The sequence below is a fragment of the Thioalkalivibrio versutus genome (assembly GCF_001020955.1).
GTDB lineage: Bacteria > Pseudomonadota > Gammaproteobacteria > Ectothiorhodospirales > Ectothiorhodospiraceae > Thioalkalivibrio > Thioalkalivibrio versutus.
In genome coordinates, this window is sequence record NZ_CP011367.1 from 1,042,276 (window position 1) to 1,066,303 (window position 24,028).

A 24,028-nucleotide genomic window follows, 5' to 3' on the forward strand; every position below is an offset into this window, starting at 1 on the left:
GTAGGAGGCTAGCCCTCTGGCCGAAGGGGCGCTGGCGAGGCCGCGATCGCCGAAAGTACTCGGCTCCTATGCGCTGGTGGCTGCGGTTTCGGGGGCCTCGTGGCGAGCGCCCTCCGGGGAGGCCAACAGCAGGGAGTAGCGGCGCAGCAGCCAGACCCCGCGCTCGAACAGGCTGGTGGCACCGAACACTGCGTCGCGCGTGCTGCCGACGAGTTCGCCGCCGGTCAGTAGACGGCGCCGGATCGAGTCCATCAGTTCCGATCGATCATGGGTCAGCGACTGCAGCAGTTCGATGTCGTCGGCATCCTCGGTACGCGCCGCATCGTTCAGCGTCAGCAGCATCATGTGGAGGGTCTCGATCAGGCCATGGGTCAGCGCACGCGCCTCGGCCGAGTCCTTGCCAGTGCGCGCGCGTTCGACCTCGATGACCAGGTCGTTGAGGGTCTCCTGCAGCGACCCGATCAGTTCGTTCCGGCTCTTCAATACGATCGCATGGTCCAGGGTGGCGCCGCTGAGGGCGCCAGACAGGATCTCGTCCAGGAATTGTGCCGTCGCGTCCGCGACCTGGGTTCCGCCGCGCTGCAGGCTAACGCGGTCGTGACGGGGCTGTGGAATCTCGTCGCGCACGCCGTCGAGATATTCCGGCAGATGCCGCAGCAGGCGCAGCTGCTCCTGTTCAGCGAGCATCAGGGCACTGCCCGCGTCGTTCTGGGCCCCGGCGTACAGGTACTTCGGCTTTCCCAGGGTCTCCTCCGCGGTGGGTGGGGCCTTGCGTTCGAGATAGTCGGCGACGCGGTGGTGGAACGGGTGCATGACCATGTCGCAGGCAATCTGATAGAGCACATAGGAGAACGCGATCTGGAAGCCAATCCCGACCGGGAGTGCGGCCAGCAAGGCCGCGACCAGCGGGATGCCGCCGTAGAACTCGATCCAGAACAGTGGAAGCAGCAGGGCCAACCCCATGGCCTTGAGGATAAACTGGTACAGCGCTAGCTGCCGCCCGAGCCCCTTGTGCGAGGCGGCCAGCACAAGGGTGCTGATGCCCGTGCCGAAGCCCGCGCCGTAGACCACCATCAGCCCGTACTCCAGATCAATCACGCCACTGGCGGCCAAGGCCATGGTGACGATGGTGATGCTGGAGGCGGAGTGGGCGATGACCGCGAATACCAGCCCCGTCACGAACGCGATCAGCAGGGATTGCGCCGAGAGGGACATCAGTTCGGTCATCCAGGGGAGGTCGGCCAGCGGCTTGGCCCCCTCCTTGATGAAGATCAGGCCCAGAAACAGCAGCCCAATGCCGAGCAGCGCGCGGATCAGATGGCGCAGGCGAGCGGACTGGTCGCGATCGAAATAGAACAGCAGACCGGTCACACCTACCAGGATGAACACCATCAGGCTCAGGTCCAGGGCGGCGATCAGCACCAGCAGCGAGGTCCCGAGATTGGCGAAGTTGATGACCGGCTGGGCACGGCGCGCATCCAGCACGCCTGCGGTCACTAGCGAGATCAGCACGAAGATTACGGCGTGGATGCTCTGGCTGATGGCCCCGCCTACTAGTCCCAGCGCGGCAGCCGAACGATCGCTTGCGGTTGCCCGTCCGACCAGGGTGCGCAGGCGCCGATCCGCCAACTGGCGCAGATGTTCGCTGATCAGGCGGATGCCGACGAAGAACAGCCCGAGTCCCGCGAACAGGGTGGCGGCGATCTCGAACGTGACGATCCATTCATCATTCATGGGCGTATTCTAACGGGGCCTGAGGACGAAACGTGCAGCGGGCGTCGTTCACAACGGCAGATGGCCGCCCAGGTCCGACAGCTGCCAAAAGAGGCCGAGCAGGGCCGCGGGCGCGAGATAGCGCAGGATCGTGCGCCGTAACGAGTCGGTGATTCGCCACTGTCCCATCTCGCTGGCGGCGATCTGGTTGGGGGTGACCCAGCCCGCGAACAGGGCGATCAGCAATCCGTTCATGGGTAGCAGGATATCGATTGAGGCATGCTCGATCAGGTGGTAGAGCGTGGGCAATTCTCGCCCCAGCAGGGTTAGCTCGATCTGCGCCCATTCGGCATCGGTAAACGAGGCAATGGTGATCAGGCTGAGCCCCCAGATTGCGAGTCCGGAGATCATCGCAGCCCCGGCCGGATGCATCCCGAAGCGCTCCCTTAGCAGGTGCATGAAGACCTGCACATTGGCCATCATGGTGCTGAATACCCCGATACCCAGGACCACGAAAAATACGGTCGCGCGCAGCACACCCGCCGGGATTGCCGAGAGTGCCAGGGGCAGAGCCTCGAATATCAGACCCGGCCCCGCGGCGGGGTTCAGCCCATGGGCGAACACGGGCGCCTGGGCTGGATGGTGGTGCCGGAGACCTGGGTGGACCCGGTGCGGCGCCTGGCACAGAATCTGTGTGTGGCCCCAGCCAGCATGGCCCAGACCGCGGCGCTGGCGGCCTTCGCGCCCGAGACCGAGGCGTTGCTGCAATCGCGGGTGCGCGAGCTGAAACGCCGTCGGGACGTGCTGCTGGAGGCGCTGCCGGGGCTCGGGTTGGAGGTCCAGGCGCGGCCGGAGGGCGCGTTCTACATCTATGCCGACTGTACCGCCCACGGCCCGGACTCCGAGGTCCTTTGCGCGCATCCTGGACACGGTCGGTGTGGCCCTGACGCCGGGGACGGATTTCAGCCCCAGCCGGGGCCGAGACTACCTGCGCATCGCCTACACCCAGTCCGAGTCCCGCCTGCGCGAGGCCGTCGCGCGCCTGCGGGGCTTGTTGTGATCCCCCTGGCCGCACTCCGTCGGGCTATATCCAACCGGCCAGATTCAACAGGAGTGCACCGAGTCCGATTGGCGCAACATAGCGGAGCACGAGGCGCCAGATGGTGAACGCGAAGGGGGCCAGGGCGAGCTCGTCGCGGGCCACGCGGGTATGCACAACCCAGCCGGCAAATACCGCGATCAACAGGCCCCCCAACGGGAGCATCAGGTTGATGGCCACGTGTTCGATGGCGTGGTAGACGGTCGGGATCTCGCGGCCCAGCAGGGTGATGTCCAGGCGTGTCCAGGCCGCTCCGCTGAACGAGAACACACTGGCCAGGCTCAGCAGCCAGACCGCGCCGCCACACACCAGGACGGCGAGCACGCGGGACGCATGCAGGCGCTCGTGAAACAGGTGCACGAAGGCCTGAACATTCGTGATCATGGTGCTGAATGCGGCCAGGCTCAGGGTGGCGAAGAACAGGGTCGTCAGCAGGACGCCGGCGGGCACGGCCGCCAGTGCCAGCGGCAGGGTCTGAAACATCAGCCCGGGGCCTTCGGCCGGGTCGAGCCCGAAACCGAACACGATGGGGAAGATCGCCAGCCCCGCGATCAGGGCGACCGCAGTATCCGCCAGTGCCACGCCAATGGCAGTGCGGCCGATGGACGTGTGCTGTGGCAGGTAGGCGCCGAACATCATCAGCACCCCGGAGGCCAGCGTCATGGTGAAGAACGCATGGCCCACCGCGATCAATACACCGTGCGAGGTCAGCGCGGAGAAGTCCGGCCGCAGCAGGAAATCCAGCGCCTGGCGGACATCCCCAATCCACCAGGCGCTGGCCAGGGCGGTCAGTAGCAGGACCAGCAGCACCGGCATCAGCACATGCAGCCAGCGTTCCAGCCCCTGGCGCAGGCCCAGGGCGACAATGCCGAAGGCCAGGGTAACGGCGAGGGTGCTCCAGGCGAGCATCTCGGCGGGGGAGGCCGTCATGGCGGCGAACACTCCCGCCACCTGGTCGCCGTCGGCGCCGACAAAGGCGCCGGTGGCGGCCTTGTGGACGTAGGAGAAGGCCCAGCCGGTGATCACCACGTAGAAGCTCATGATCAGAAAGGCGGAGAACAGGCCCAGCCAGCCGACCAGCTGCCACAGGTCGTGGGCGCCGCTCTCGCGAGCCACTTCGCGGGCTGCGTATCCAGGCGAGCGGCGGCCCCGGCGACCGATCATGACCTCCGCCATCATGATCGGAATGCCGATCAGGACGATGCAGCCGAGGTAGACCGCGAGAAAGGCGCCACCCCCGTTCTGGCCGAGGATGTAGGGAAACTTCCACACGTTACCCAGCCCCACCGCCGAGGCCGTGGCTGCGAGGAAGAAGGCATAGCCGTGGCTCCAGCGCTGCGCAGTGGCAGTGATCGTCATCCGTCAGGTGATGACGTCGGGCTTCTCGCGGCGGGTCAGGCCGGGGATGTCGCCCAGGCGCGATGCGGCGTCAATAAGCGGTCCCAGCAGTTCCTGGGGGTCGGCATCGAGGTGTTCGGGATGGGTCTCGTGCTGCTCGATATACAGGCGCAGGGTGGCGCCCTCGGTGCCGGTGCCGGACAGGCGGAAGACGATGCGGGCACCGCTCTCGAACAGTACCCGCAGGCCCTGGTGCTCGGTCAGGCTGTTGTCCACCGGATCGCGATAGGCGAAGTCGTCCGCCTGGGCGACGCGCATGCCGGCCAGGGACTGGCCCGGCAGTACCGAGAGCTGCTCGCGGATGCGCGCCATCACCTGTTCGGCCCGTTCGCTCTCCACTGCTTCGTAGTCGTGGCGCGTGTAGTAGTGGCGGCCGTACTGGCGCCAGTGATCACGCACGATCTCCTCGACCGACTGGCGGCGTACGGCCAGCAGGTTCAGCCAGAACAGCACGGCCCACAGGCCGTCTTTCTCGCGTACGTGATCGGAACTGGTGCCGAAGCTCTCTTCACCGCACAGGCGGATGCGCCCGTCGTCCAGCAGGTTGCCGAAGAATTTCCAGCCGGTGGGGGTCTCGAAGCAGGGGAGGGCCAGCTTCTCGGCGACCACGTCCACGGCCTGGCTGGTGGGCATGCTGCGGGCCACGCCCTTCAGGCCGTCGGCGAACGCCGGGATGTGATGGGCGTTGGCGGCCATGATGGCGAGGCTGTCCGACGGCGTGACGAAGAACCGGCGCCCGAGGATCATGTTGCGGTCGCCGTCGCCGTCCGACGCGGCCCCGAAATCCGGGGCATCCCGGCCGAACAGGGCCTCGCTCAGCTCGCGCGCATGGGACAGATTCGGGTCCGGGTGACGGCCGCCAAAGTCGGCTAGCGGTTCCGCGCGCAGGATGGTGTCGGCCGGGGCGCCGAGGCGGTTGATCAGGATCTCCTCGGCGTACGGGCCGGTAACCGCGTGCATGGAATCGAAGCGCATGCGGAAATGGTCGGAGCGCAGCAGTTCGCCGATGCGGTCAAAGTCGAACAGCGTGGCCATGTAGTCGGCGTAGGTGCCCACGGGGTCGACGACCTCGATGTCCATGTCGCCCATCTGTACTGCGTGTAGATGATCGATGTCGACATGCTCAGCGCCGTTGGCGATCCGGTAATGGCTGATGCGGGTGCTCTGTTCGAAGATCGCGTCGGTCACCGAGTGCGGGGCCGGGCCACCGTTGGCGGTGTTGAGCTTGATGCCGAAATCCCCCTCCGGCCCGCCCGGGTTGTGGGAGGCGGACAGGATCAGGGCGCCCGTGGCCCCCCGCGACCGGATCAGGTACGAGGCGGCCGGCGTGGACAGCAGTCCGCCATACCCGATGGCGACCTTCTGCACCCCGTTGGCTGCGGCCATGCGCAGGATGACCTGGATCGCCTCGCGATTGTGGAAGCGCCCGTCGCCTCCGACCAGCAGTTCGCCGTTCTTCAGGTCCGGGCAGGCATCGAAGACGCTCTGGATGTAATTCTCCAGATAGTGCGGCTGGCGGAATTGCCGGACGCGCTTGCGCAGACCGGAGGTGCCGGGTTTCTGGTCGGGAAAGGGTTGGGTCGTGACGACACTTATGTCCATGGGTCGCTCATCCTTGTTGTCCAGGGAGACGCTGAGCAATGCGGACGCTCGCGCTCGAGTCGATTCTGTGGCCTGACAGGGCGTGGTGACTGGCGTGCAGTCGCTCGGCACAAGGGAGTCGCCTTGCGGGCAACGGGCCCGTTTTCATCCAGCACGGGCGGCCGAGTCCCGTTTTTCGATGGCTTGTGAGGATGGTGCCCCGTGTTCCCGAATCCTGTGTTGCGCCTTGATGAGGACAGGAACGGGCCGGTAGCACCACCACCGGACTGCGTGCCGGGCCGGGTCTCGGAGAACATGGACACCAACGCGTGCGAGTACAACATTGCTCGGCACCTCCCCTGTCGACGTTACCAAAAAGCCCTGGGGGTGTCCTGCTCTGGATGCGGACAATCGGTGTCCCGCGAAACGGTGCTGTTAGACTGCGCGACATGTTGCTGGAGCGTAAGACCCCGTCCCATCTGGAGCCCAGGCCCGAGAGTTTTGCGGCGCTGATGGAGATGTACGAGGAAAACTACCTCGCACTGCGGCGTTTGTGCCCGGAGCTCGAGCGGCAGCCGTTGCGGTCGGTCTCGCGGGTCGAGGGTGCGCTGGATCTGTATCTGGAGGTGCTGGAGCGCACCCGCTACACGACCACGCTGCACCTGACCTACCGGTTCGACCACCAGGGCGAGCGTCGGCAACAGCCGGACATGCGCGTACGCATGTTCCATGATGCGCGGCAGGCGGAGGTGCTGGAACTGCACTGCCGCACGATGGGCGACGGTCGCGCGCCAGAGATGCTGACCGGTCACCCGGGCCTGGTCTGCCGCTGGAGGCATAACCGGTTCCTGTACAAGTGGCTGCGCTACTGCCTGCGCCAGGGACACCGCTTCCTGGCCGATGCGGCGCCTGAGGTGGTCGCGGCCGATTCGTAGGGACACGCAATGGAGTCGCAGCGTCTCCCGGGTTGCCGGAGAGGCTACTGGCAGGTAGTGGGTGCGGCGAAGAGGGCCTCGTTCTCCAGCAGGGTATGCAGTGGCGCCGGCTGGCCGAACAGGAAGCCCTGAATCATCGGGCACTCCAGGTCGCGCAGATAGTCGCGGTGGGCCTCGGTCTCGACCCCCTCGGCCACGATGTTCATGTGCAGCCCGCGGGCCATGGAGATGATCGCGTTGACGATGCAGGCCTCGTCCTCGCGGCAGATCGTATGGGTAAAGCTGCGGTCGATCTTGAGCGTGTGAATCGGCAGCTTCTGCAGGTAGCTTAGCGACGAATAGCCGGTGCCGAAGTCATCCACCGCGATCTGCACGCCGGCGGCCCCTAGACGGTTCAGCTTGTGCACCGTGTCCGGGGTGTCGCTCATCAGCAGGTTCTCGGTGATCTCGACCTCCAGAAGGTCGGGCGGGAAGCCCGTCTCGCCCAGGATGCCGAGGAAGTCCTCGACGAAGTCGTCACGCTCGACCAGCACGGGCGACAGGTTCACCGCCAGGCGCAGCTCCGGGTAACCGGCGCGGCTGTGGCGCTGCATTTCGCGGATGGCGGTGCGCAGGGTCAGACGGTCGAGATCCACAATCAGGCGGGTCTCCTCGGCGACCGGGATGAACTCGGCCGGGCCCAGCAGCCCGAGCGTGGGGTGATCCCAGCGGATCAGGGCCTCGACGCCCACCATATGCCCGGTTTCCGTATCCACCTGCGGCTGGTAGAGGATGTGAAACTCGTCGCGCTCGAGTGCGCGGCGCATGTCCTGTTCCAGTTGCAGTCGTCGCGGCGGATGGCCACCCATGTCCGGGCTGTACACGCGCACACCCGTCTTGCCGCTGCTCTTCTCGCGGTACATTGCGATATCCGCATTCTTGATCAGGGCCTCGAGGTTGTCGCCGGCATCCGGGTAGATCGCGATGCCGATGCTGGCCCCGACGAACAGCTCCTGGTCGCCGATCTTGAACGGGGCCTGCAGGCTTTCCAGGATCTTGTCGGCTACCTGGATGGCGGCCTCGTTGCTGGCCAGTCCCGGGATCAGCAGCGTGAATTCGTCGCCGCCGAAGCGTGACAGCGTGTCGCCCTTGCGGATGCAGGCTTGCAGCCGCTGGCCGACCTCCTGCAGCAGGCGGTCGCCCATGGTGTGACCGAGGGAATCGTTGATCACCTTGAAGCGGTTCAGGTCGATGAACAGCACCGCCAGCTGGGTGCCCGAGCGCTGCGCATGCGAGATGGCCACATCCACCCGGTCGCGGAACAGGGCACGGTTGGGCAGTCGGGTCAGGAGGTCGTGATAGGCCTGGAAGTTGATGAAGGCCTCGGATTCCTTGCGGTCGGTGATATCCCGTGCCGTGCCGTAGATCAGCGTTTCGCCGTTGTCCGCGTCGTCGCTGTTGCTGGACGGCCACACCGCGACCTCGAAGAAGCGGCGGGTGCGCGAAGGCGTGCCGGGCTTCAGGGCCAGTTCCACCGAGCGGATGTGGGGGTGCGGGCTGGCGGCCTGTTCGAAGAAGTATTCCGCCTTGTCGCGATCCTCGGGTTCGACGAGGTCGAACACCGAGCGGTCGATCAAGTCGCGGCGGGCATGGCCCAGTAGCTCGTGTACACGTGAATTGACGAAACGGAAGCGATGGTCGGCGCCGAGAACAAAGACAATATCCGGGGAGTTATTGACGATCACCCGGTGCAGGCGCTCGGACTTCTCCAGGCGGGCCCGCATGGTCCGATTGGCGTCCTCCAGCGCCTTGTGGTGCAGGGCATTGCGGACGGTGGCCAGTAACTCGGCGGGCTCGTAGGGCTTTTTCAGATAGTCGTGGGCGCCCTCGCGCAGCGCCCCGGCGACATCCTCCACCGTGCTGTTGCCACTGACGACCACGGTGAGGGTCTCGAGCCCGGCGGCCTGCATGAAGCGCAGCACGTCCAGTCCGTTGAGTTCCGGCATGGTCAGGTCGAGCAGCAGCAGGTCGTAGTGCTTTTCGCGCAGGGCCTCGATGGCCGCGCCACCCCCCGCGGCCGTCCGCACGGGGTAGCCCTGAATGGTCAGGAGTCCGCGCAGGCTCTCGAGCAGGCCGGGATCGTCATCGGCAATGAGGATTTTGACGGATTGCGGGTCGATCGGCGCGTCGCGTTCGGGCATCGGGGTCTCGTGGTCAGTAGCGAATCATGGTCGCGTCGTCCCTGATGCGCTCGCCAACCCCCGTGATGCGTGGGGCAGTGCGATTTCGAAGCGCGTCCCTGCGCTCCCGCTGGTGAATGAGAGTCCCGCACCGATCTCCTCGGTCAGGCGTTTGACGATGCTGAGTCCGAGCCCGGCATGGCCTGTGCCCTTGGTCGATGTCACAGGCGCGAATGCCGCGGCCTGGACCTCGGCAGGGAGCCCGGGCCCCTTGTCCTCTACCGACAGGGGCACAACCCTGCGGCCGTTTACGGTGGTTGGGGCACGGGTGGCGATGGTGATCTCCCCGCCGGATGCCTGGGCCTCGGCCGCGTTCTTCAGAAGATTGATGAGGATCTGCCGCAGGTGATCCGCGGGGGCCGACAGCGGAGGATCGGAGGGAGTCAGATCCAGGTGCAGGCGAACGCCTCGTGTGCGACAGAGTGAGCCGTCCACGATATCGGCGACCTGGCGGACCAGTGCATTCAGCGAGGCCGGTCCGGTCTCCTCGTTCCCGGCAGCCTGCGGATCGCGCAGGCGCAGCAGGATGCGCCCGACCCGGTCGATTTCCTCCTTGATCAGGCCGAGCTCGTGGCGCGCTTCGTGTTCTTCGCCGAGCTTGTGATTCAGCACGCTCAGGTAGTTCTGGATGATGCTGAGCGGGTTTCCGGCCTCGTGCACCGTGTCGCGGATGCGCTGCTCGGTGGCGCCGTCCGGGGCATCCGCCGACTCGGGTGTGGCGACCAGCGCCCGGGCGATCTCGCGTGCGAGTGAGTCGATGAAGTCCGAGCGGGCCTCCAGGGCCTGCGCCTGACTGCGTGCAAGGCCCAGGATCAGCACCCCCGCGGGTTCCTGGCCGTCGGCGAGCAGCGGAAAGCTCCACAGGATTTCGGCTTCGCAGAGCCGGAACAGTTGCTGGTCGATCACGGGCAAGCCGGCGGCGTTCTCTTCCTCGTGGAGCTGAATCTCGCGATCCAGCAGCGTATCGGTCACCAGGCTGCGCCCGGGTAGCAGCGGCAGGGTGAAATCGGGGGTCTCGTCGTCCTCCACCCAGGCGGCGATGGACTGGTGATCCGGGTCGATCAGAAACAGCAGGCTGTGGTCTATGCCCAGCGTCAGGTACAGGGTGCGGCGCGCGGCGGCGCAACGCTCCTGCAGGTCGGCCGCCCTGGCCAGTTCGCCATTCATGCGTTCCAGCTCGGTCAGATCACGGACCCGGGCGGCCAGTGCGCGCTCCGCCGCGTGATCGGTCTCCTCCGGGTTTTGATCCGCCGTGGTCCGGGTCGCGCCCAGATCGATTTCCAGTGATCCGGCAATTCGCCGCACATCCTCGGCCACGCGCCCGCGCAATTCGCGGGTCAATCCCTCGTTGAGGCCGAAAAGGGTATCCGCCGCGGCCAGGGCGGTCTCGTTGCACCCGGCCGCGGAATCCTGTGTGCCTGCGCCTGGCAGACAGCCCATTGCATGCGACAGGTTGACCAGTTTGACCAGGTGATGGGCGTCGCGCACGCGCTCGGCCGGTTCCAGGTGGTAGCGCACGGCATCGGCCAGGAACGGGCCCAGCCCCCAGGCCTCGAGGCATTCGCCGCCCAGTTCCCCGTAGTGTTGACTGTAGGTTGTGCGTTCGGTCTCGATCAGGTGGGGGTCGTCTTCGGCGGACTGGAGGATGGGCCAGTAATGCCCCTCGTCACCCACCAGGCGGACCAGGCGCCCGATGTCGATCAGCAGTCCGGCGAGGTAGGCCTCCTCGGGCCGCGGATAGCGGGTGAGGGTTGCGAGGACCTGTGCCAGGTTGGCGGTGGTCAGCGCCCGTTGCCAGATGGTGCGCAGGTAGCCGCGATGGCGCGGTCCGAACTCGCCGAACAACTGCTGGATCGACGCGGTCAGGGCCAGGCTGCGCACGGTATCCAGGCCCAGGCTGAACAGGGCGCGATCGATGGTGCGGCAGGTGGAGCCGCGATAGTAGAAGGGCGAGTTGGCGGCCTGCAGCAGGCGGCTGGACATGCCCGCGTCCTGCATGATCGCCCGGGCCAGGGACTGGAAATCGGCCTCATGGGCCTGGGTGGCGTCCAGCACCGGGATGAGCGCCTGGGGCAGGCTCGGTAGACCGTCCGTTGCCGTATTGACGCTCGTCATGCTGCTCCCCGGTCGCGTGCAGTCGGCCTGCCGCGCCTTTTGCCCTGTGTGCGTGTCCGGAACCGAACCTCTGATGCAGTCTGTCGGATCACCACTGGTTCCTGACTATACTGAGTGGTATTGCCCCGCGCCACCGAATGGGGTAGACCGACCGTGAGTTCGCCATCATTCTTTCCCAATGCCGATGAGTGCCATGCAGGAAGCCGCGATGTCCCGTCACAGCGCCTTGACGGATACCCGTTCCGGGGTCGCCGCGCGCCCGCGGGTCCTTGTCGTGGCCAGCGGCAAGGGCGGGGTGGGCAAGTCCAGCATTGCGGTGAACCTGGGGATCACACTGGCGCGGCGCGGGCGGCGGGTCGGCATCCTGGATGGCGATACCGGCCTCGCCAACGTGAACATACTGTTGGGGTTGCGCCCGCAACAGGGCCTGGCGGAGGTCCTGGCGGGCGAATGTGGAATCCGCGATATCCTGCTGGAAGGGCCGCACGGCCTGAAGATCATCCCCGGCGCCAGTGGTATTCGCGAATATGCGGAGCTCTCCGGGGCGCATCAGCAGCGGCTGGCGGAGGAACTGGCGAACATCGAGGCGGATTTCGACGACCTGCTGCTGGATACCGCCGCGGGCATCGGTGATACCACGCTCGATTTCCTCGCGGCCGGGCACCAGGTCCTGCTGGTGCTGACGCCGGAACCGACCTCGCTGACCGATGCGTTCTCCCTGCTCAAGCTGGCGTTGCGGCGTCAGGCCCTGGATGTCCGCGTGATCGTGAACATGGTGGCGGATGTCGCCGAGGCCCGCAGCGTCTTCCAGCGGTTTGCCAATGCCGTCGAGAAATATCTGCATACCCGGGTCGAATTTCTCGGCTTCGTCCAGCGCGACGAAAGCCTCCGCTCGGCCGTCACACTGCAGCACCCGGTCGCCCTGTTCGCCGAGAATGACCCCTCGGCGCGTCCGTTCCAGCGTCTGGCGAATGCCCTGGAAGACAGCCTTCCGCATGAAGACGCGCCAGCATTCAGCCTTTTCTGGCGGCGTCGTCTGCAGCAGGATGATCCGGCTGCGCATACGCCGTTGGGGGACGCCCGTCCACAAGCCCCGGCGCTCGCTGCGGAGCCGCCCTCGGTCGACCATGCCTCGGAAGCCTCGGAAGCCTCGGAAGCCTCGGAAGCCTCGGAAGCCTCGGAAGCCTCGGACGGTTTGGGCAGCGAAGAGGGTGTGCTCGGGCGCTTGCGCGCGGCGTTCGACGCGGCCCTGGAGGTCTCCGAGCCCGAGGCGCTGGCGGTGGAATTGGACGCCATGCACGAGCAGTACCGGGCGCGAACAGGCCGCGCTGCGATCGATCTGATGGCACTGGTGGACGCGCTGCAGGCGGATCCGGAGGCCCATGCCGGGTTGCTGGGCCGTTTGCGTGCGCGGCTTGCGCCCGCGATGGACGCACCCCAAGACGTAGCGGCGCCGGCGACCATGCAAGCCGGGGAGGGTCGACGCCCCGGGGCTGACCGTCCTCCGCCCGATTTCGGCTGGAAGGGTCGGGACGAGTCGACCGCCAGGCCCGCTCGGGCGGGCTCCGCGTCTCGTGTGCCGGCAACTGCCTACGACGCGGCCCGTTTTGGTCCCCAGGAGGCGCTACTCGAGCGACTGCGTCAGGGGGGCGATGACGCGCCGACCCTTGCGGAGTTCCTGCGCCGGATGTGAGCGCCCGGTGCCTGGGTTGGGCCTACTTGGGCCCGAGCAGCAACCAGGCGATCAGACCGACCAGGGGAAGAAACAGCAGGATCAGGATCCACAGTACTTTCACTATGGGGGTCGCGGGGCTTTGTGCGGTGCGCACGATTGCCCAGATCACGATCAGCAGCCAGATCAGGCCCAGAATGCCGGTGACTTCAATGCCCATGTATTGCTCCTTGCGAGGCTTGGCCGGAAGGGCCAAGCATGTTGGTTGACGTCTCCCAAGCAGATAGCACGTGTACCGCCCCGGCGCCAATCCGAACGGTGGGGAAATGTGCCGGGCGCCGCAAACGACTACCCTGCGCCCCGATCATCAGCGAGCTTTCGGGAAGGAGAACCATGAAGATATGGGTCGACGCGGATGCCTGCCCCGCGGTCATCAAGGAGATTCTGTTTCGTGCGGCGAAGCGCACGGGGGTTCCGGTCACGCTGGTGGCCAATCAGCCGATGCGCACGCCGCCGTCGAAGCTGATCGACTCGATCCAGGTCGGCGCCGGGTTCGACGTGGCCGACAACGAGATTGTCCGGCGCATTGGCACCGGGGACCTGGTCATCACCGCAGACATCCCGCTCGCCGCGGATGTGATCGAGAACGGCGGGCAGGCGTTGAATCCCCGGGGCGAACTCTATACTCCCGACAACATCCGCGAGCGCCTCAGCATGCGCGACTTCATGGACACGCTGCGCTCCAGTGGGGTCGAGACCGGCGGCCCGGCGGCGCTAGGTCCGCGCGACCGCCAGGCCTTCGGCAATGCCCTGGATCGCTGGCTTGCTCAGAACGTGAAATAGCGTCCTCGGTTTCCCTAGATGCGTAGCTGGCGGATCAGTTTCAGGGTTTCGTTGGCGAGCTGTACCCAGTCATCATCCTGCGCGGTACTCCGGGATTCCTGCGCAACGGTGATGGAATGGTCCCGGCTGGGGCTGACAGTCCCTTGGCGGTATTCCTTCGGCGAGGATGGGGCGTTGTTCCAGGTCCGCGGGGCCTGATGATGGTGGCGTGAAGAGTTCACTGGTGGGGCCGTCCTTGATCGCGGGTGTGTGCGATTTACCTGCCCAGGGTAACGGCGGCGATGCCATCAGCTTGAGCGTGCACCTCCGAACGATAACGCTCCTGAAGTTCGACGTGGCCGACGTCGCGCGAATGGATGCAGGTTTTCTTAGGCCCGTCATTCAGGGGTGAATGGGCGTGACATGGCGCAGTTTCGGTAGGCTGGAGCCGGATAAGCGTCGGCAGTCGCCGCGAGTGCAACTGGGAGAGAAGATCGTGCTGAAAGGGATCAATGCCGTGTGGCTGGGGCTGGCCATGACCGCCCTGCTGGTGGCTTGCGGGGGCGAGCGGGTATCGCCGGTGACCCTGGAACAGCTGGCTGCATCCGCGCCGGCCTTCAATGGCGAACTGGTGGAAACCGAGGGTGTCGTGAATCGTTTTGATGATCCGGAGCACTACTGGCTGGAAGACGACGCCATCAACCGCGTGGCGGTCAAGCCCGGGTCGGCGGTGCGTGATCACCTGGGCGAGAACTTGCGGGTGGTGGGGCGCTTCTCCTACCACCCGGAAGAGGGCCGGCGGATCGAGATCGATGCGGCCGCGACCGCGGCCCTGCGGGCGTCCCCCTGAGCTGCAAGCGCAGGGGGGGCGATACGGAGATTTTCAGAAGCAAAGGAGTCGTGATGACGGAATGGATTGACGTAGCCCCGGTCGGGACCATCCAGGATGGCGATCATCGCCTGGTGGAGACAGCGGATACCGAGGTGGCGATCTTTAACCTGGGTGGTGAATATTTTGCCGTGGAGAACCTCTGTACTCACGAGGATGTGCCCATCGCGGATGGGGAGATCGGCGCCGATGACTGCATCACGTGTCCGATGCACGAGGCCCAGTTCTGCCTGCGAACCGGCGAGGTGATGGCCGCGCCTGCCGAGGAACCACTGACCCGGTTCCCCGTGCGTGTCGAGGGCGAAATGGTTCAGGTGGGAACGCAGCCGCTGGACCTTTAGGGAACGTCTCAGCAAGGGTCTCCCTGTCCGGTGCGAAATTGCACTGGATGTCCCGCTTTGATCGCGCCTGTACACTGTGGACGGGCTCACGCTGAACTAACGCGAGCCACCACGCAGCAATACGAGGACACCTCATCGATGGCAGGCAGGGAGCATACAGACAGGGAAGCACGGGCCGCGGACCCGGCCGCGGTCTGGTCGGGTCTGTCCGGTTTGTCGGATGCCCAGCGCCAGCAACTGGTGCGCGGGATCGTCCCGCGGGTGACCGATCACCTTGAGCGCTGTCTGGAATCCGTCGCGCAGGATTGGTCCGCTGGCGGTGACGAGGCCGACAGCGCGGAGTGGGCGAACCAGCTCCAAGGCTATCAATATGTGCTGCGTCGTCAGTTCGAGGAGGCCCTGGAGCGTGACTTTGTCTCCACAACCTACCCACCCGAGTACGAATTCTCCGGTTCCAGCTACGCCGATGACAACTCCGGCCTGCAAATCCTGGACGATTACCAGTCCACCCGCCGTTCCCTGCGCCACAAGCTCGAAGGGCTGGTCCGCGAGCAGAATCGCTACTCCTGGTTCGTATTCCTCCAGGCCGCGCGCGAGGATCACCGCTTCGAGCACCCCGGCTGGGCGCCGTGGTCGCCGCTGAACTGGTACGAGCGCCTGATCGAGTCGGCCGAGGAACAGTTCGGCCGGACGGATATGACGCTGGGCCTGATGCGAGCCTACGTGCGTTGCCTGGGCCAGACGGCCGCACCGACTCTGGCCTTTGTGGTCGAGACAGTCGAGGGCTGCGGGCTGGTCAGAGAGCCGGTGTCCGAGGTCCCGGAGGGCGACTTGCCCGGAGCGTCGCCGCGTGCGAGCTGGGCCCATGCCACCCGGGAAGCGGGCCCCGCCACGGCGTCGGAATCGGCTGCCACGGAGAGCGCCGCACCTGCGGTTGGCGGAGCAGGGGGCCTTGCGGTCTCTGGTGCCGTGATGCCGGCCCCGGATGCCGGCGCGGCGGACTGGTTGCAGTGGGCCGCGGCGGCTGGCTGGCTACCATCGGGCCATGGAGTTGCGGCAGGCGGCGGTGGCACCGCGACCGCCGCCGTGGCGGGCGAAGCCACGGCGGAACCACGGATCGAGAGCGTCATCGAAAGGGTCCTGGCCGGTGTATTCGCCGAGGTATCGCGTCACCTCGATTGCCATGCAGCGTTTCGCGCAGTGATGCTGGAGCTGCAGCCGCTACTGGTGCGTGCGGTTAGCCACGACCTCCAATTTTTCCACGACCCCGGGCATCCCTTGCGCGAATGGGTCGGTAGCCTGATCAATACGGGCGTACGGATCAGCCCCGAGGTCAGCGCGGAGGACTCGGAGACGGTCCGCCGCTACCTGGAAGCCATGCGCCGGAGTATCGAACACCTGGGGCGTGCGATCGAAGATCTGGATCGCCCTGCGGCGCAGGCACTGGCAGACAACTGGGCCGCCGCCGTGGCCGTGGAACACGAACACTGGCAGGCGCAGGCGGCCGAGTTCACGGGGCCGATGTGTCAGAGGGAACGCGCGGCCCGCGCCCGGCGCACCCTGACGGTCTGCGTGCTGGAGACCGGGGCCGAGCTCCCGGAGTGTTCCGCCGAGCAGATCGCCGAGGCCTGGGAGGACCTGCTGGCAGTGGACGAGGCGGCTGTGCAGGTGCTGGATGGCCAGGTGCAGGAGCTCGTGCGGGCCATCTGCAACCAGGCGACCCCACAGGAAGCGAACCCGCTGGTGCAGCGCATCGTGGCCACCGCACGTGAGCATGGCGCCGACGAGGCGCGCGTCAAGGCGGTCGTGCAGCACCTGGGGCAGGCCCATCTGCAACGGATCCGGGCCTCCGCCGACGAGCCGCGCTTCGATCCGCAGGCGCGCATCGAAGCGCGGCGGGCCGTGCGCCTCGAGGATGACGACCCCGACTTGTTGACCGATCTTGACGATCCCTGGGTCTTCGATGCCAGCCGCATTCGTACCGGCGAGTGGTTCGAGGTGGTCGACAAGGCAACCGGGCAGTTGCACCGCATGGGCCTGGTCTGGCGTGGCGAGGCCACCCGTGGCTATCTGTTCCTGTCGCTGGATCTGGGCGCCAGCCGGCGCCACTCCCTGCAGGGTGTGGCCCAGGAACTGCGCGAGGGCCGCATGCGCCCGCTCCCCGACGACAACCCGCTGGATGCCCTGCTCGCCTGACCTGCGCCTTTGGCGCCAAAGGCCAAAGGCCTCTCTGGCACCAAGAAGGCACGAAGAGGGATCAAGGGTGGGGCACCCGAGAGGGTCCGGAGACGGCAAGGGAATCGGGGTGAGAGCGTTGGTGCCGAGCGCCGTACGGGCTTTTTAACGACGACGCGGCTGGTATCGGGCTTGAGTACCCCGGACTATGGTGGAGGTAGGGGCGTTGCGCCCTGTGAAAAGCCCTGTTCGGAGACGTTCGCGTCCATCTGGAGTGTCCCGACGTTAGGCCCGGGGCAGGCGCACTCGCAGGTGGGTCGCGCCGATGACCGCGGCCGGTACCAGCAGCAGATTCACTAGCGGGACCATTGCCAGCAGCGTGGTCCCGGCGCCGAAGCTCAGGGTCTCCAGCCGGTGGGCGCGCACGGTCTTGCGGACCTCGGCGAATGCCAGGCCGTCGTTGGCCAGCGGCGCCTCCAGGAATTCCACGGCCAGCACCCAGCTCCCGAACGTGAACCAGGCGATCGGGGCCAGCAGGTTCAGTCCGGGGATCACCGTGATCAGCAGCACGGGGATAAAAAGCAGGCCGTAGTAGCCGGCCTTGCGCAGCGCGGTTACGGTCGCGTGGCCCATCTCGCCAAGGAACGAGCGCGCCGGCTGGCGGGGCTCGTGGCCCAGCCCGCGGGCGGTGCGGTAGGCCAGTGGTCCGGAGAACGGGCTGGCGATGATCGCCGCCAGCGCGACGGCGGAGACCCCAAAGGCCACCAGCAGCGCCAGTGCGAACAGGGGCCACAGTAGCCAGGCGAGCCAGTCCCACCCGCCGGGCAGCCAGGCCGCCAGAAGGGCCTCGAAGCCGACCCCGGCGGCCGTCGCGAGCCCGATTACGACCAGGATGTTGATGATCAACGGGCCGATCACCAGACCGCGCAGGCCCGGGTCGAATACGCGCGCGAGCCCGCGAAACGGCGCGAGGAAGGCGACCAGCGGCGTCAGGCGGAGGGTGCCGGCGGGCACGGATGTGCCCTTAGCGGCGCACCCCAAAGATCGCGAGTACGAGGCCCACGACGGACATGATCCCGCCAGCGATCAGGTACATGCGCGTGTCTTCCGTATAGCGCCCCATGAACTCCTGGTGCAGTTCCTCGCCCAGGCTTTCCGTTGCGTTGTAGCCCATCACCAGCAGGATGATGCCGCCCACCAGCAGTGCAATGCCGAGAATTCGCGTCCAGTGCATGTCGTATCCCCTTGTTGTTGGGTGCCTCCCCCGAATGTAGCACCGATCCGCACCCTCGGCGTCATGGCAGAGCACATCGTGGGACGGGTTTTGTGGGAACGGCCTGCCCGTGCCTTGTTCTGGCAAACAGCGCCGTAGGATGCGATGAGCGCAGCGAATCGCATCAATCACCGGGGGGGCTGAGCAATGATGCGATTCGCTGCGCTCATCGCATCCTACGTTTGTTGTCCGAGTCCGGTTTTGCCGGGGGCTTCGCGGCCAAGGCCGTTCCCACAAGATCCCCCTCATGGAATTGGTGGCCCCACCCGGCATCGCGGTCGGCTTGCAGGCGAAGCCCCGGCCAAAGCGGGCGATTGCCGAGCCTCTCGGCCTGGCCGGTCAGCCCGTGAAACCCGTCTCCAGCCCCACGCCGATGCGCGCGAGCCGGGCGGCGCCGCTGGCGGCATCGTCGTCCTCGGCGGTGGTCACCGGCAATCCCAGGATCCGGCTGCGGATGCGTGTCCACACGGGGTTCTGGGCGCCGCCACCCAGGGACACGACACGCTCCACGCGCGGGGCGCCCAGCTCGAACAGGCGCTCATAGCCGTCGTGCTCCACCCGGGCAACCCCCTCGAACAGCCCCTGCAGGAAACGCGCGTCGTCCTCGGGGCGGGGCGTGAGGCGGGGTTGCAGCTCGGGGTCGTTGACCGGGAAGCGTTCGCCGCGGCGGGGCAGGGGGAGATAGTCGAGCCCGCTGTCGGTCTCGGGGTCGATCGCGGCGCTCAGCCGCTCCAGGGCCGCATCGTCGAACTGCTGGCGCAGCACCGCGCCGCCGCTGTTGGAGGCCCCGCCCACTAGCCAGCGCCCCAGCAGCCGGTGGCTGTAGATCCCGAGTTCCGGGGCGTAGATCGGCTCCGGGGCCAGCTGCTTGATCACCAGCGTGGAGCCCAGGCTGGTCACGCCCGTGGTGTCGTCGCCCACACCGGAGGCAAGGAACCCGGCGATGCTGTCGGTGGTGCCGGCGACCATCCGGCAGGCCGGGTTCAGATGCAGCGATTCCGCCATTTCCGGGTCCAGCGGGCCCAGTACCGTCCCGGCCGGGACCACCTCCGGCAGCAGCGACGCGTCACTGCCCAGGGTCTCCTGTAGCCAGTTCGGCCAGCCGCCCCACAGCGCGTCGTAGCCGAGCTTCAGGGCGTTGTTCTCGTCCATGCGGTCGAAGCGCCCGCGCAGGCGTCCGGTAACCCAGTCGGCCTGGTGCAGGACGCGGCGCACGCCGGAGAGCCCCTCGTGGCGACGCAGCCACAACAGCTTGGCTGCCGACGAGCTGGGGCTGTGCACGGCGGAGTCCGCGGGCGCGACCCCGGCCAGCACCGACAGCATGTCGGTGGCCCGGGCATCGTTGTACATCAGGGCCGGATGGGTCGGGCGTCCGTCGGCATCCAGGCGCAGCAGGGTGGCGGAGGTGCCATCCACCGCGATGGCGGCGGGCTCGCCGTGCAGATGCGCGGCCGCTTCACGCAGCAGCTCGCGCACAATGGCCCACCACAGGGCCGGGTTCTGTTCCGCCCGCTGCTCGTCGCCCCCGACCGACGCCGGCAGTGCCCGGTGCGCGCCGTGGATGCGCGCCCCCTCCGGGTCCAGCAGCGCCAGCCGGATCCCGGAGGTGCCGAGATCAATGCCGATGGCGTGCATGGCAGGCTCGGTCAGCCGTTCATGTCCAGCGGGCTGCGCGTCGGCGCCGGCAGGTGCACCGGCTCCGGGGGCGTCCAGCCGGGCTTGCGATGTTCCGCAACCACCGTGGTATAGACGCCGCCACGCACGTTGAAATACGAGGTCAGGCGCATGTAGCGCGGGTCGGTCGCCGCCACCAGATCCGCCAGGATGCGGTTGGTGACCGCCTCGTGGAATGCGCCCTCATCGCGGTAGGACCACATGTAGTTCTTCAGCGACTTCAGCTCCACGCACTTGCCGTCGGCAACGTACTGGATATGAATCTCGGCGAAGTCCGGCTGCCCGGTGGCGGGGCACAGGCAGGTGAACTCCGGGACGCGGATATAGATCGCGAAATCGTTCTCCGGCGCCGGGTTGTCGAAGGTTTCCAGGGTCTTGCTCGGCTGGCTGGGCATGGGTTTGTCGCGTCCTCGGTCGTTCCTGTGGGAGCGGGCCTGCCCGCGAAGCCCCCGCCAAAGCGGGAGGCAAGGAAGGCTTGGCGTGCAGGCGCGCCGCAGGGTTTTGTATGGTTTCGTGAAGCGGTTCGTTTGTCGAACTGGCAGTGGGTCACGGTAAAGGTCTAAGCGTGTACCATTCTAACCCCGACTTTCCTGACCGCGGATAGCGCCGAACGTGCGACTCGCCCGAATCAAGCTGGCCGGCTTCAAGTCGTTCGTGGACCCGACCACACTCGTCCTCCCCGGCAACCGGGTGGGCGTGGTCGGGCCGAACGGCTGTGGCAAGTCCAATACCATCGATGCCGTGCGCTGGGTCATGGGCGAGTCCTCGGCCAAGCACCTGCGCGGGGACTCCAGCGAGGATGTCATCTTCAACGGCTCCTCCAGCCGCAAGCCGGTGGGGCAGGCCTCCATCGAGCTGGTGTTCGACAACTCCGACGGTCGCCTGGGCGGCGAGTACAGCGGCTACGGCGAGATCGCGGTCAAGCGCGCGCTGACCCGCGACGGCCAGTCCAAGTACTTCCTCAACGGCCAGCGCGCACGCAAGCGCGACGTGGTCGACCTGTTCCTGGGCACCGGCCTGGGCCCGCGCAGCTACGCCATCATCGAGCAGGGCATGATCGCGCGACTGATCGAGGCGCGCCCCGAAGAGCTGCGCGTCTACTTGGAAGAGGCGGCCGGTATCTCCAAGTACAAGGAGCGCCGCCGCGAGACCGAGAACCGGGTACGCCATACCCGCGAGAACCTGGAACGCCTCGACGACGTGCGCGACGAGGTGTCCAAGCAGGCCGAGCGCCTCAACCGCCAGGCCGCGACTGCCGAGCGCTACCAGGCGCTGGCCGCCGAGCGCCGGCGCAAGCGCGCCGAGGCCATCCTGCTGCGCCTGCAGGCCCAGGAGCAGGAGACGGAGGCCAGCCGCGGCCGCCTGAACGACGCCGAGACCGCGTTGGCTGCGAGCCAGGCCGAGGCCCAAAAGGCGCAGACCGCCACCGAGCAGGCACGCCAGGAGCGGGTCGAGCTGGAGGCGGCCACCACCGAGGCACAAAGCGCCTATTACGATCGCGCCGCCGAGGTCTCGCGCCTGGAGCAGTCCATCCGCCATGCGGAGGACGAACTGACACGCGAACAGGCCGAACTGCGCCAGCTCGAAAGCCGCATCGAGGCAGCCGCCAGCGAACACCAGGCGGTGGAGGCGCGCATCGCCCAGGCCGAGCAGGAGAGCGAACAACGCCGCTCGGCCGCCGCGACCGCCGAGGCCGAGCGCGAACGCCTGGAGGCCGCCGCCGAAGGCGCCGAAACCGAATACCAGAGCGCACGCGAGGCGCTGACCGAGTGGGAACGCTCGCTCGCCGAGCCGCGCCAGAACGCCCAGCTCGCGCGCTCGCGCATGGACAACGCCGAGCAGCTGCTCAAGCGCGTCGCCCAGCGCCAGGAACGCGTGGAAGCCGAGCGCGCGGCGCTGCCGCAGACCCACCCGGGCACCGAGGCCGACCGCCTGGACGCGGAACTCACCGGACTGCGCGAGCGCTTGCAGGGGCTGCAGGGCGAACGCGACCAGCAGCAGGCCGCGCTGGCCGATCTCGAACAGGCCCAGCGCGAGGAGCGGGACACCCTGCACGCCACCGAACGCGAGGCGCGCGAGGTCGCCGGGCGCCTGGCGGGGCTGGAGCACTTCGCCGGCGAGGATGACCCGCAGGAGACCCGCGCCCGCCGCGAGGCCTGGGCGCGCGAGCACGGGCTGGACCTGTCGCGCCCGCTGGTGCAGCAGCTGGAGGTGACCGAGGGCTGGGATACCGCGGTGGAGATGGTGCTGGGCACCTGGCTGGAGGCCGCCGTCACCGATCAGCCGGAGACCGCGCCGGATCTCCCCGAGGCGATGCTGCGCCTGGTCGGCACGGGCCTGTCGCACACGCCGGAGGTGCCGGCGGGGAGCCTGGCCGGGCAGGTACAGGGCTCCCCGGTCGTCACCGCCTGGCTCGCCTTGGTGCATTGCGCGGAGGATGCCGACGCGGCGCGGACGCGCCTGGCCACCCTGGGACCGGGCGAGAGCGTGATTACGCCGGACGGCACCTGGCTGGGCCCGGGCTGGGTCGCTCATCGCACGCTGGAGGGTGGGGCCAGCGGTGCGGTGGCCCGCGTCCGCCTGGCGCGCGAGCTGCAGGAACGCCAGGAAGACCTGAACACGCAGGTGAGCCGGCTGCAGGCTGCGCTGGAAGAACGCAACGAGACCATCGCGGCCACCCGCGCCCGGCGCGAGGCGCTGGACGGGCAGATCCACGAACAAAACGCGCAGATCGAGGACCGTGAGCGCCGCGTGCAACGCCTGCGCGACCAGGCGCGCCAGCTCGAGCAGCAGCAGGAACGCATCGACCGCGAGGCGGGCGAGCTGGACGACGAGGCCGCGCGCGCCCGCGAGCAGTTCGCCACGGCGGAGGCCGAACGCAACGGGGCCCTGTCCCGCATCGAGACCCTGGAGGCCGACCGCACCGCTCTGGAGGCGCGGGTCGAGGCCGCGCGCACGGCCCAGACCGGAGCCCGCGACGCGGTGCGCGCGGCGCGCGACGCGGCCAGTCAGGCGCGCATGGCCGAGCAGGAGGCGCGCCACCGCCTGGAGCGCGAACAGAACGAACGCGGGCGCCTGGAGCGCCAGCGCGAGGACGACGCCCAGCGCCGCGAGCGCCTGGCGCAGGGGCTCAGCGACCGCCAGGGCCCGCTGGAGCAGTGGCGCGCAGACCTGCAGACCGCGGCGGAACAGCGTCAGGCGGCCGAGGCCCGCCTGACCCAGGCGCGGGCGGATCTGGAGGCCTGCGACGCGCGGCTGCGCGAGCTGGCGAGCACCAGCACCGAGCTGGGCAACCGGGTCGAGGCGCAGCGTTCCACCTGCGAGGAGCTGCGCCTGGACCTGCGCGAACGTTCGGTGCAGATCGAGCAGCTCAAGACCCAGTTCCAGGAATCCGGCTTTGCCGCCGAGGCCCTCGCGCCCGAACTACCGGAGGACGCGACCGTCCCCGCCTGGGAACAGGCGATCGGCGAACTGGATCGCAAGATCGAGAAGCTCGGGCCGATCAACCTGGCGGCGATCGATGAGGCGCGCAGTCTGGAGGAGCGCTCGCGTTACCTGGAGGAGCAGCACGCCGACCTGATCGAGGCGCTGGAAACCCTGGAGCAGGCGATGCACCGCATCGACCGCGAGACCCGGGCGCTGTTCAAGCAGACCTTCGATCAGGTGAATGCCGGGCTCGGGCACAAGTTCCAGCGCCTGTTCGGCGGTGGCGAGGCGCGGCTGGAGATGACCGGTGACGACCTGCTGGATACCGGGGTCACCATCATGGCGCGCCCGCCGGGCAAGCGCCTGTCGACCATCCACCTGATGTCCGGCGGCGAGAAGGCGCTCACCGCCTCGGCCCTGGTGTTCGCGATCTTCGAGCTGAATCCGGCGCCCTTCTGCATGCTGGACGAGGTGGACGCCCCACTGGACGAGGCCAACGTCGGCCGCTTCTGTGACCTGCTGCGCGAGATGTCGGAGCAGATCCAGTTCATCTTCATTACTCACAACAAGGCAACGATGGCCATGGCGGAACAGCTGATCGGCGTTACCATGCACGAGCCGGGCGTGTCGCGCCTGGTTAGCGTGGATATCGACGAGGCTGTGGAACTGGCCGAGGCCTGACCGTCGGTACCGGGA

Annotated in this window: 18 protein-coding genes and 2 pseudogenes; 8 read left to right on the plus strand and 12 right to left on the minus strand. The window is 67.4% G+C overall.

Annotated elements, in window-relative coordinates; translation table 11 throughout:
• Positions 1–66 precede the first annotated feature (66 nt).
• Together TVD_RS04955 and TVD_RS04960 are read right to left on the minus strand one after the other, a co-directional pair.
• Positions 67–1,734 (minus strand): Na/Pi symporter, encoded by a 1,668-nt coding sequence (locus tag TVD_RS04955; RefSeq protein ID WP_018939084.1) that lies wholly within the window; start codon positions 1,732–1,734, stop codon positions 67–69.
• Positions 1,735–1,782: 48 nt separating this feature from the next.
• Positions 1,783–2,337, minus strand: a pseudogene (locus TVD_RS04960) (SLC5/6 family protein); the annotation flags it as partial.
• Between the two features lie 3 nt (positions 2,338–2,340).
• On the opposite strand from TVD_RS04960, the pseudogene TVD_RS04965 reads away from it, so the two are divergent.
• Positions 2,341–2,773: pseudogene (locus TVD_RS04965) on the plus strand (aminotransferase class I/II-fold pyridoxal phosphate-dependent enzyme); the annotation flags it as partial.
• 24 nt (positions 2,774–2,797) lie between these two features.
• Here TVD_RS04965 and TVD_RS04970 read toward each other — a convergent pair.
• The gene (locus TVD_RS04970; RefSeq protein ID WP_047250959.1) at positions 2,798–4,171 is read right to left on the minus strand and encodes a sodium-dependent transporter; all 1,374 of its coding nucleotides are present in this window, start codon (positions 4,169–4,171) and stop codon (positions 2,798–2,800) included.
• A gap of 3 nt (positions 4,172–4,174) precedes the next feature.
• Positions 4,175–5,812, minus strand: coding sequence for an alpha-D-glucose phosphate-specific phosphoglucomutase (locus TVD_RS04975; RefSeq protein WP_019568733.1), 1,638 nt, complete (start codon positions 5,810–5,812; stop codon positions 4,175–4,177).
• A gap of 428 nt (positions 5,813–6,240) precedes the next feature.
• Between TVD_RS04975 and TVD_RS04980 the strand changes: the two genes are divergently transcribed.
• Positions 6,241–6,726: a DUF1249 domain-containing protein gene (locus tag TVD_RS04980; protein ID WP_018145970.1), complete on the plus strand. Its 486-nt coding sequence runs from the start codon at positions 6,241–6,243 to the stop codon at positions 6,724–6,726.
• Between the two features lie 44 nt (positions 6,727–6,770).
• Here the strand turns inward: TVD_RS04980 and TVD_RS04985 are convergent, their stop codons facing one another.
• Together TVD_RS04985 and TVD_RS04990 are read right to left on the minus strand one after the other, a co-directional pair.
• Positions 6,771–8,906, minus strand: coding sequence for an EAL domain-containing response regulator (locus TVD_RS04985; RefSeq protein WP_047250960.1), 2,136 nt, complete (start codon positions 8,904–8,906; stop codon positions 6,771–6,773).
• Positions 8,907–8,930: 24 nt separating this feature from the next.
• Complete coding sequence (locus TVD_RS04990; protein WP_047250961.1) at positions 8,931–11,060, minus strand: HDOD domain-containing protein; 2,130 nt, start codon at positions 11,058–11,060, stop codon at positions 8,931–8,933.
• 208 nt (positions 11,061–11,268) lie between these two features.
• Between TVD_RS04990 and TVD_RS04995 the strand changes: the two genes are divergently transcribed.
• The gene (locus TVD_RS04995) at positions 11,269–12,753 is read left to right on the plus strand and encodes a MinD/ParA family protein (protein WP_047250962.1); all 1,485 of its coding nucleotides are present in this window, start codon (positions 11,269–11,271) and stop codon (positions 12,751–12,753) included.
• Positions 12,754–12,775: 22 nt separating this feature from the next.
• Here the strand turns inward: TVD_RS04995 and TVD_RS14035 are convergent, their stop codons facing one another.
• The gene (locus tag TVD_RS14035) at positions 12,776–12,952 is read right to left on the minus strand and encodes a PLDc N-terminal domain-containing protein (RefSeq protein WP_018145966.1); all 177 of its coding nucleotides are present in this window, start codon (positions 12,950–12,952) and stop codon (positions 12,776–12,778) included.
• A 173-nt stretch (positions 12,953–13,125) separates the two neighbouring features.
• On the opposite strand from TVD_RS14035, the gene TVD_RS05000 reads away from it, so the two are divergent.
• Positions 13,126–13,575 carry a YaiI/YqxD family protein gene (locus TVD_RS05000; protein WP_019563830.1) on the plus strand — a complete coding sequence of 150 codons (450 nt, stop codon included), beginning with the start codon at positions 13,126–13,128 and terminating at the stop codon, positions 13,573–13,575.
• Positions 13,576–13,589: 14 nt separating this feature from the next.
• Here the strand turns inward: TVD_RS05000 and TVD_RS05005 are convergent, their stop codons facing one another.
• Positions 13,590–13,796, minus strand: a complete 207-nt coding sequence (locus TVD_RS05005) for a hypothetical protein (RefSeq protein ID WP_019628359.1) — start codon at positions 13,794–13,796, stop codon at positions 13,590–13,592.
• 233 nt (positions 13,797–14,029) lie between these two features.
• Between TVD_RS05005 and TVD_RS05015 the strand changes: the two genes are divergently transcribed.
• The 3 genes from TVD_RS05015 (at position 14,030) to TVD_RS05025 (ending at position 16,980) form a co-directional block, all read left to right on the plus strand.
• Positions 14,030–14,404 (plus strand): hypothetical protein, encoded by a 375-nt coding sequence (locus TVD_RS05015; protein ID WP_019568738.1) that lies wholly within the window; start codon positions 14,030–14,032, stop codon positions 14,402–14,404.
• A 53-nt stretch (positions 14,405–14,457) separates the two neighbouring features.
• Positions 14,458–14,784 carry a non-heme iron oxygenase ferredoxin subunit gene (locus TVD_RS05020; RefSeq protein ID WP_019593985.1) on the plus strand — a complete coding sequence of 109 codons (327 nt, stop codon included), beginning with the start codon at positions 14,458–14,460 and terminating at the stop codon, positions 14,782–14,784.
• Between the two features lie 213 nt (positions 14,785–14,997).
• Positions 14,998–16,980, plus strand: coding sequence for a DUF1631 family protein (locus tag TVD_RS05025; RefSeq protein WP_047250963.1), 1,983 nt, complete (start codon positions 14,998–15,000; stop codon positions 16,978–16,980).
• Positions 16,981–17,244: 264 nt separating this feature from the next.
• Here TVD_RS05025 and cysZ read toward each other — a convergent pair whose 3' ends face one another.
• The 4 genes from cysZ to queF form a co-directional block, all read right to left on the minus strand.
• On the minus strand, positions 17,245–17,973 hold the full coding sequence (cysZ, locus tag TVD_RS05030; RefSeq protein WP_047250964.1) for a sulfate transporter CysZ: 729 nt from the start codon (positions 17,971–17,973) through the stop codon (positions 17,245–17,247).
• A gap of 10 nt (positions 17,974–17,983) precedes the next feature.
• Positions 17,984–18,193, minus strand: a complete 210-nt coding sequence (locus tag TVD_RS05035) for a DUF3185 family protein (protein ID WP_018650312.1) — start codon at positions 18,191–18,193, stop codon at positions 17,984–17,986.
• A 378-nt stretch (positions 18,194–18,571) separates the two neighbouring features.
• Positions 18,572–19,867 carry an FGGY-family carbohydrate kinase gene (locus TVD_RS05040; protein WP_047250965.1) on the minus strand — a complete coding sequence of 432 codons (1,296 nt, stop codon included), beginning with the start codon at positions 19,865–19,867 and terminating at the stop codon, positions 18,572–18,574.
• 11 nt (positions 19,868–19,878) lie between these two features.
• Positions 19,879–20,301 carry a preQ(1) synthase gene (gene queF, locus TVD_RS05045; RefSeq protein WP_018145957.1) on the minus strand — a complete coding sequence of 141 codons (423 nt, stop codon included), beginning with the start codon at positions 20,299–20,301 and terminating at the stop codon, positions 19,879–19,881.
• Positions 20,302–20,518: 217 nt separating this feature from the next.
• Here queF and smc point away from each other — a divergent pair, with 217 nt between their 5' ends.
• Entirely contained in the window at positions 20,519–24,013 is a 3,495-nt protein-coding gene (smc, locus tag TVD_RS05050; protein WP_047250966.1) for a chromosome segregation protein SMC, read from the plus strand.
• Positions 24,014–24,028 lie beyond the last annotated feature (15 nt).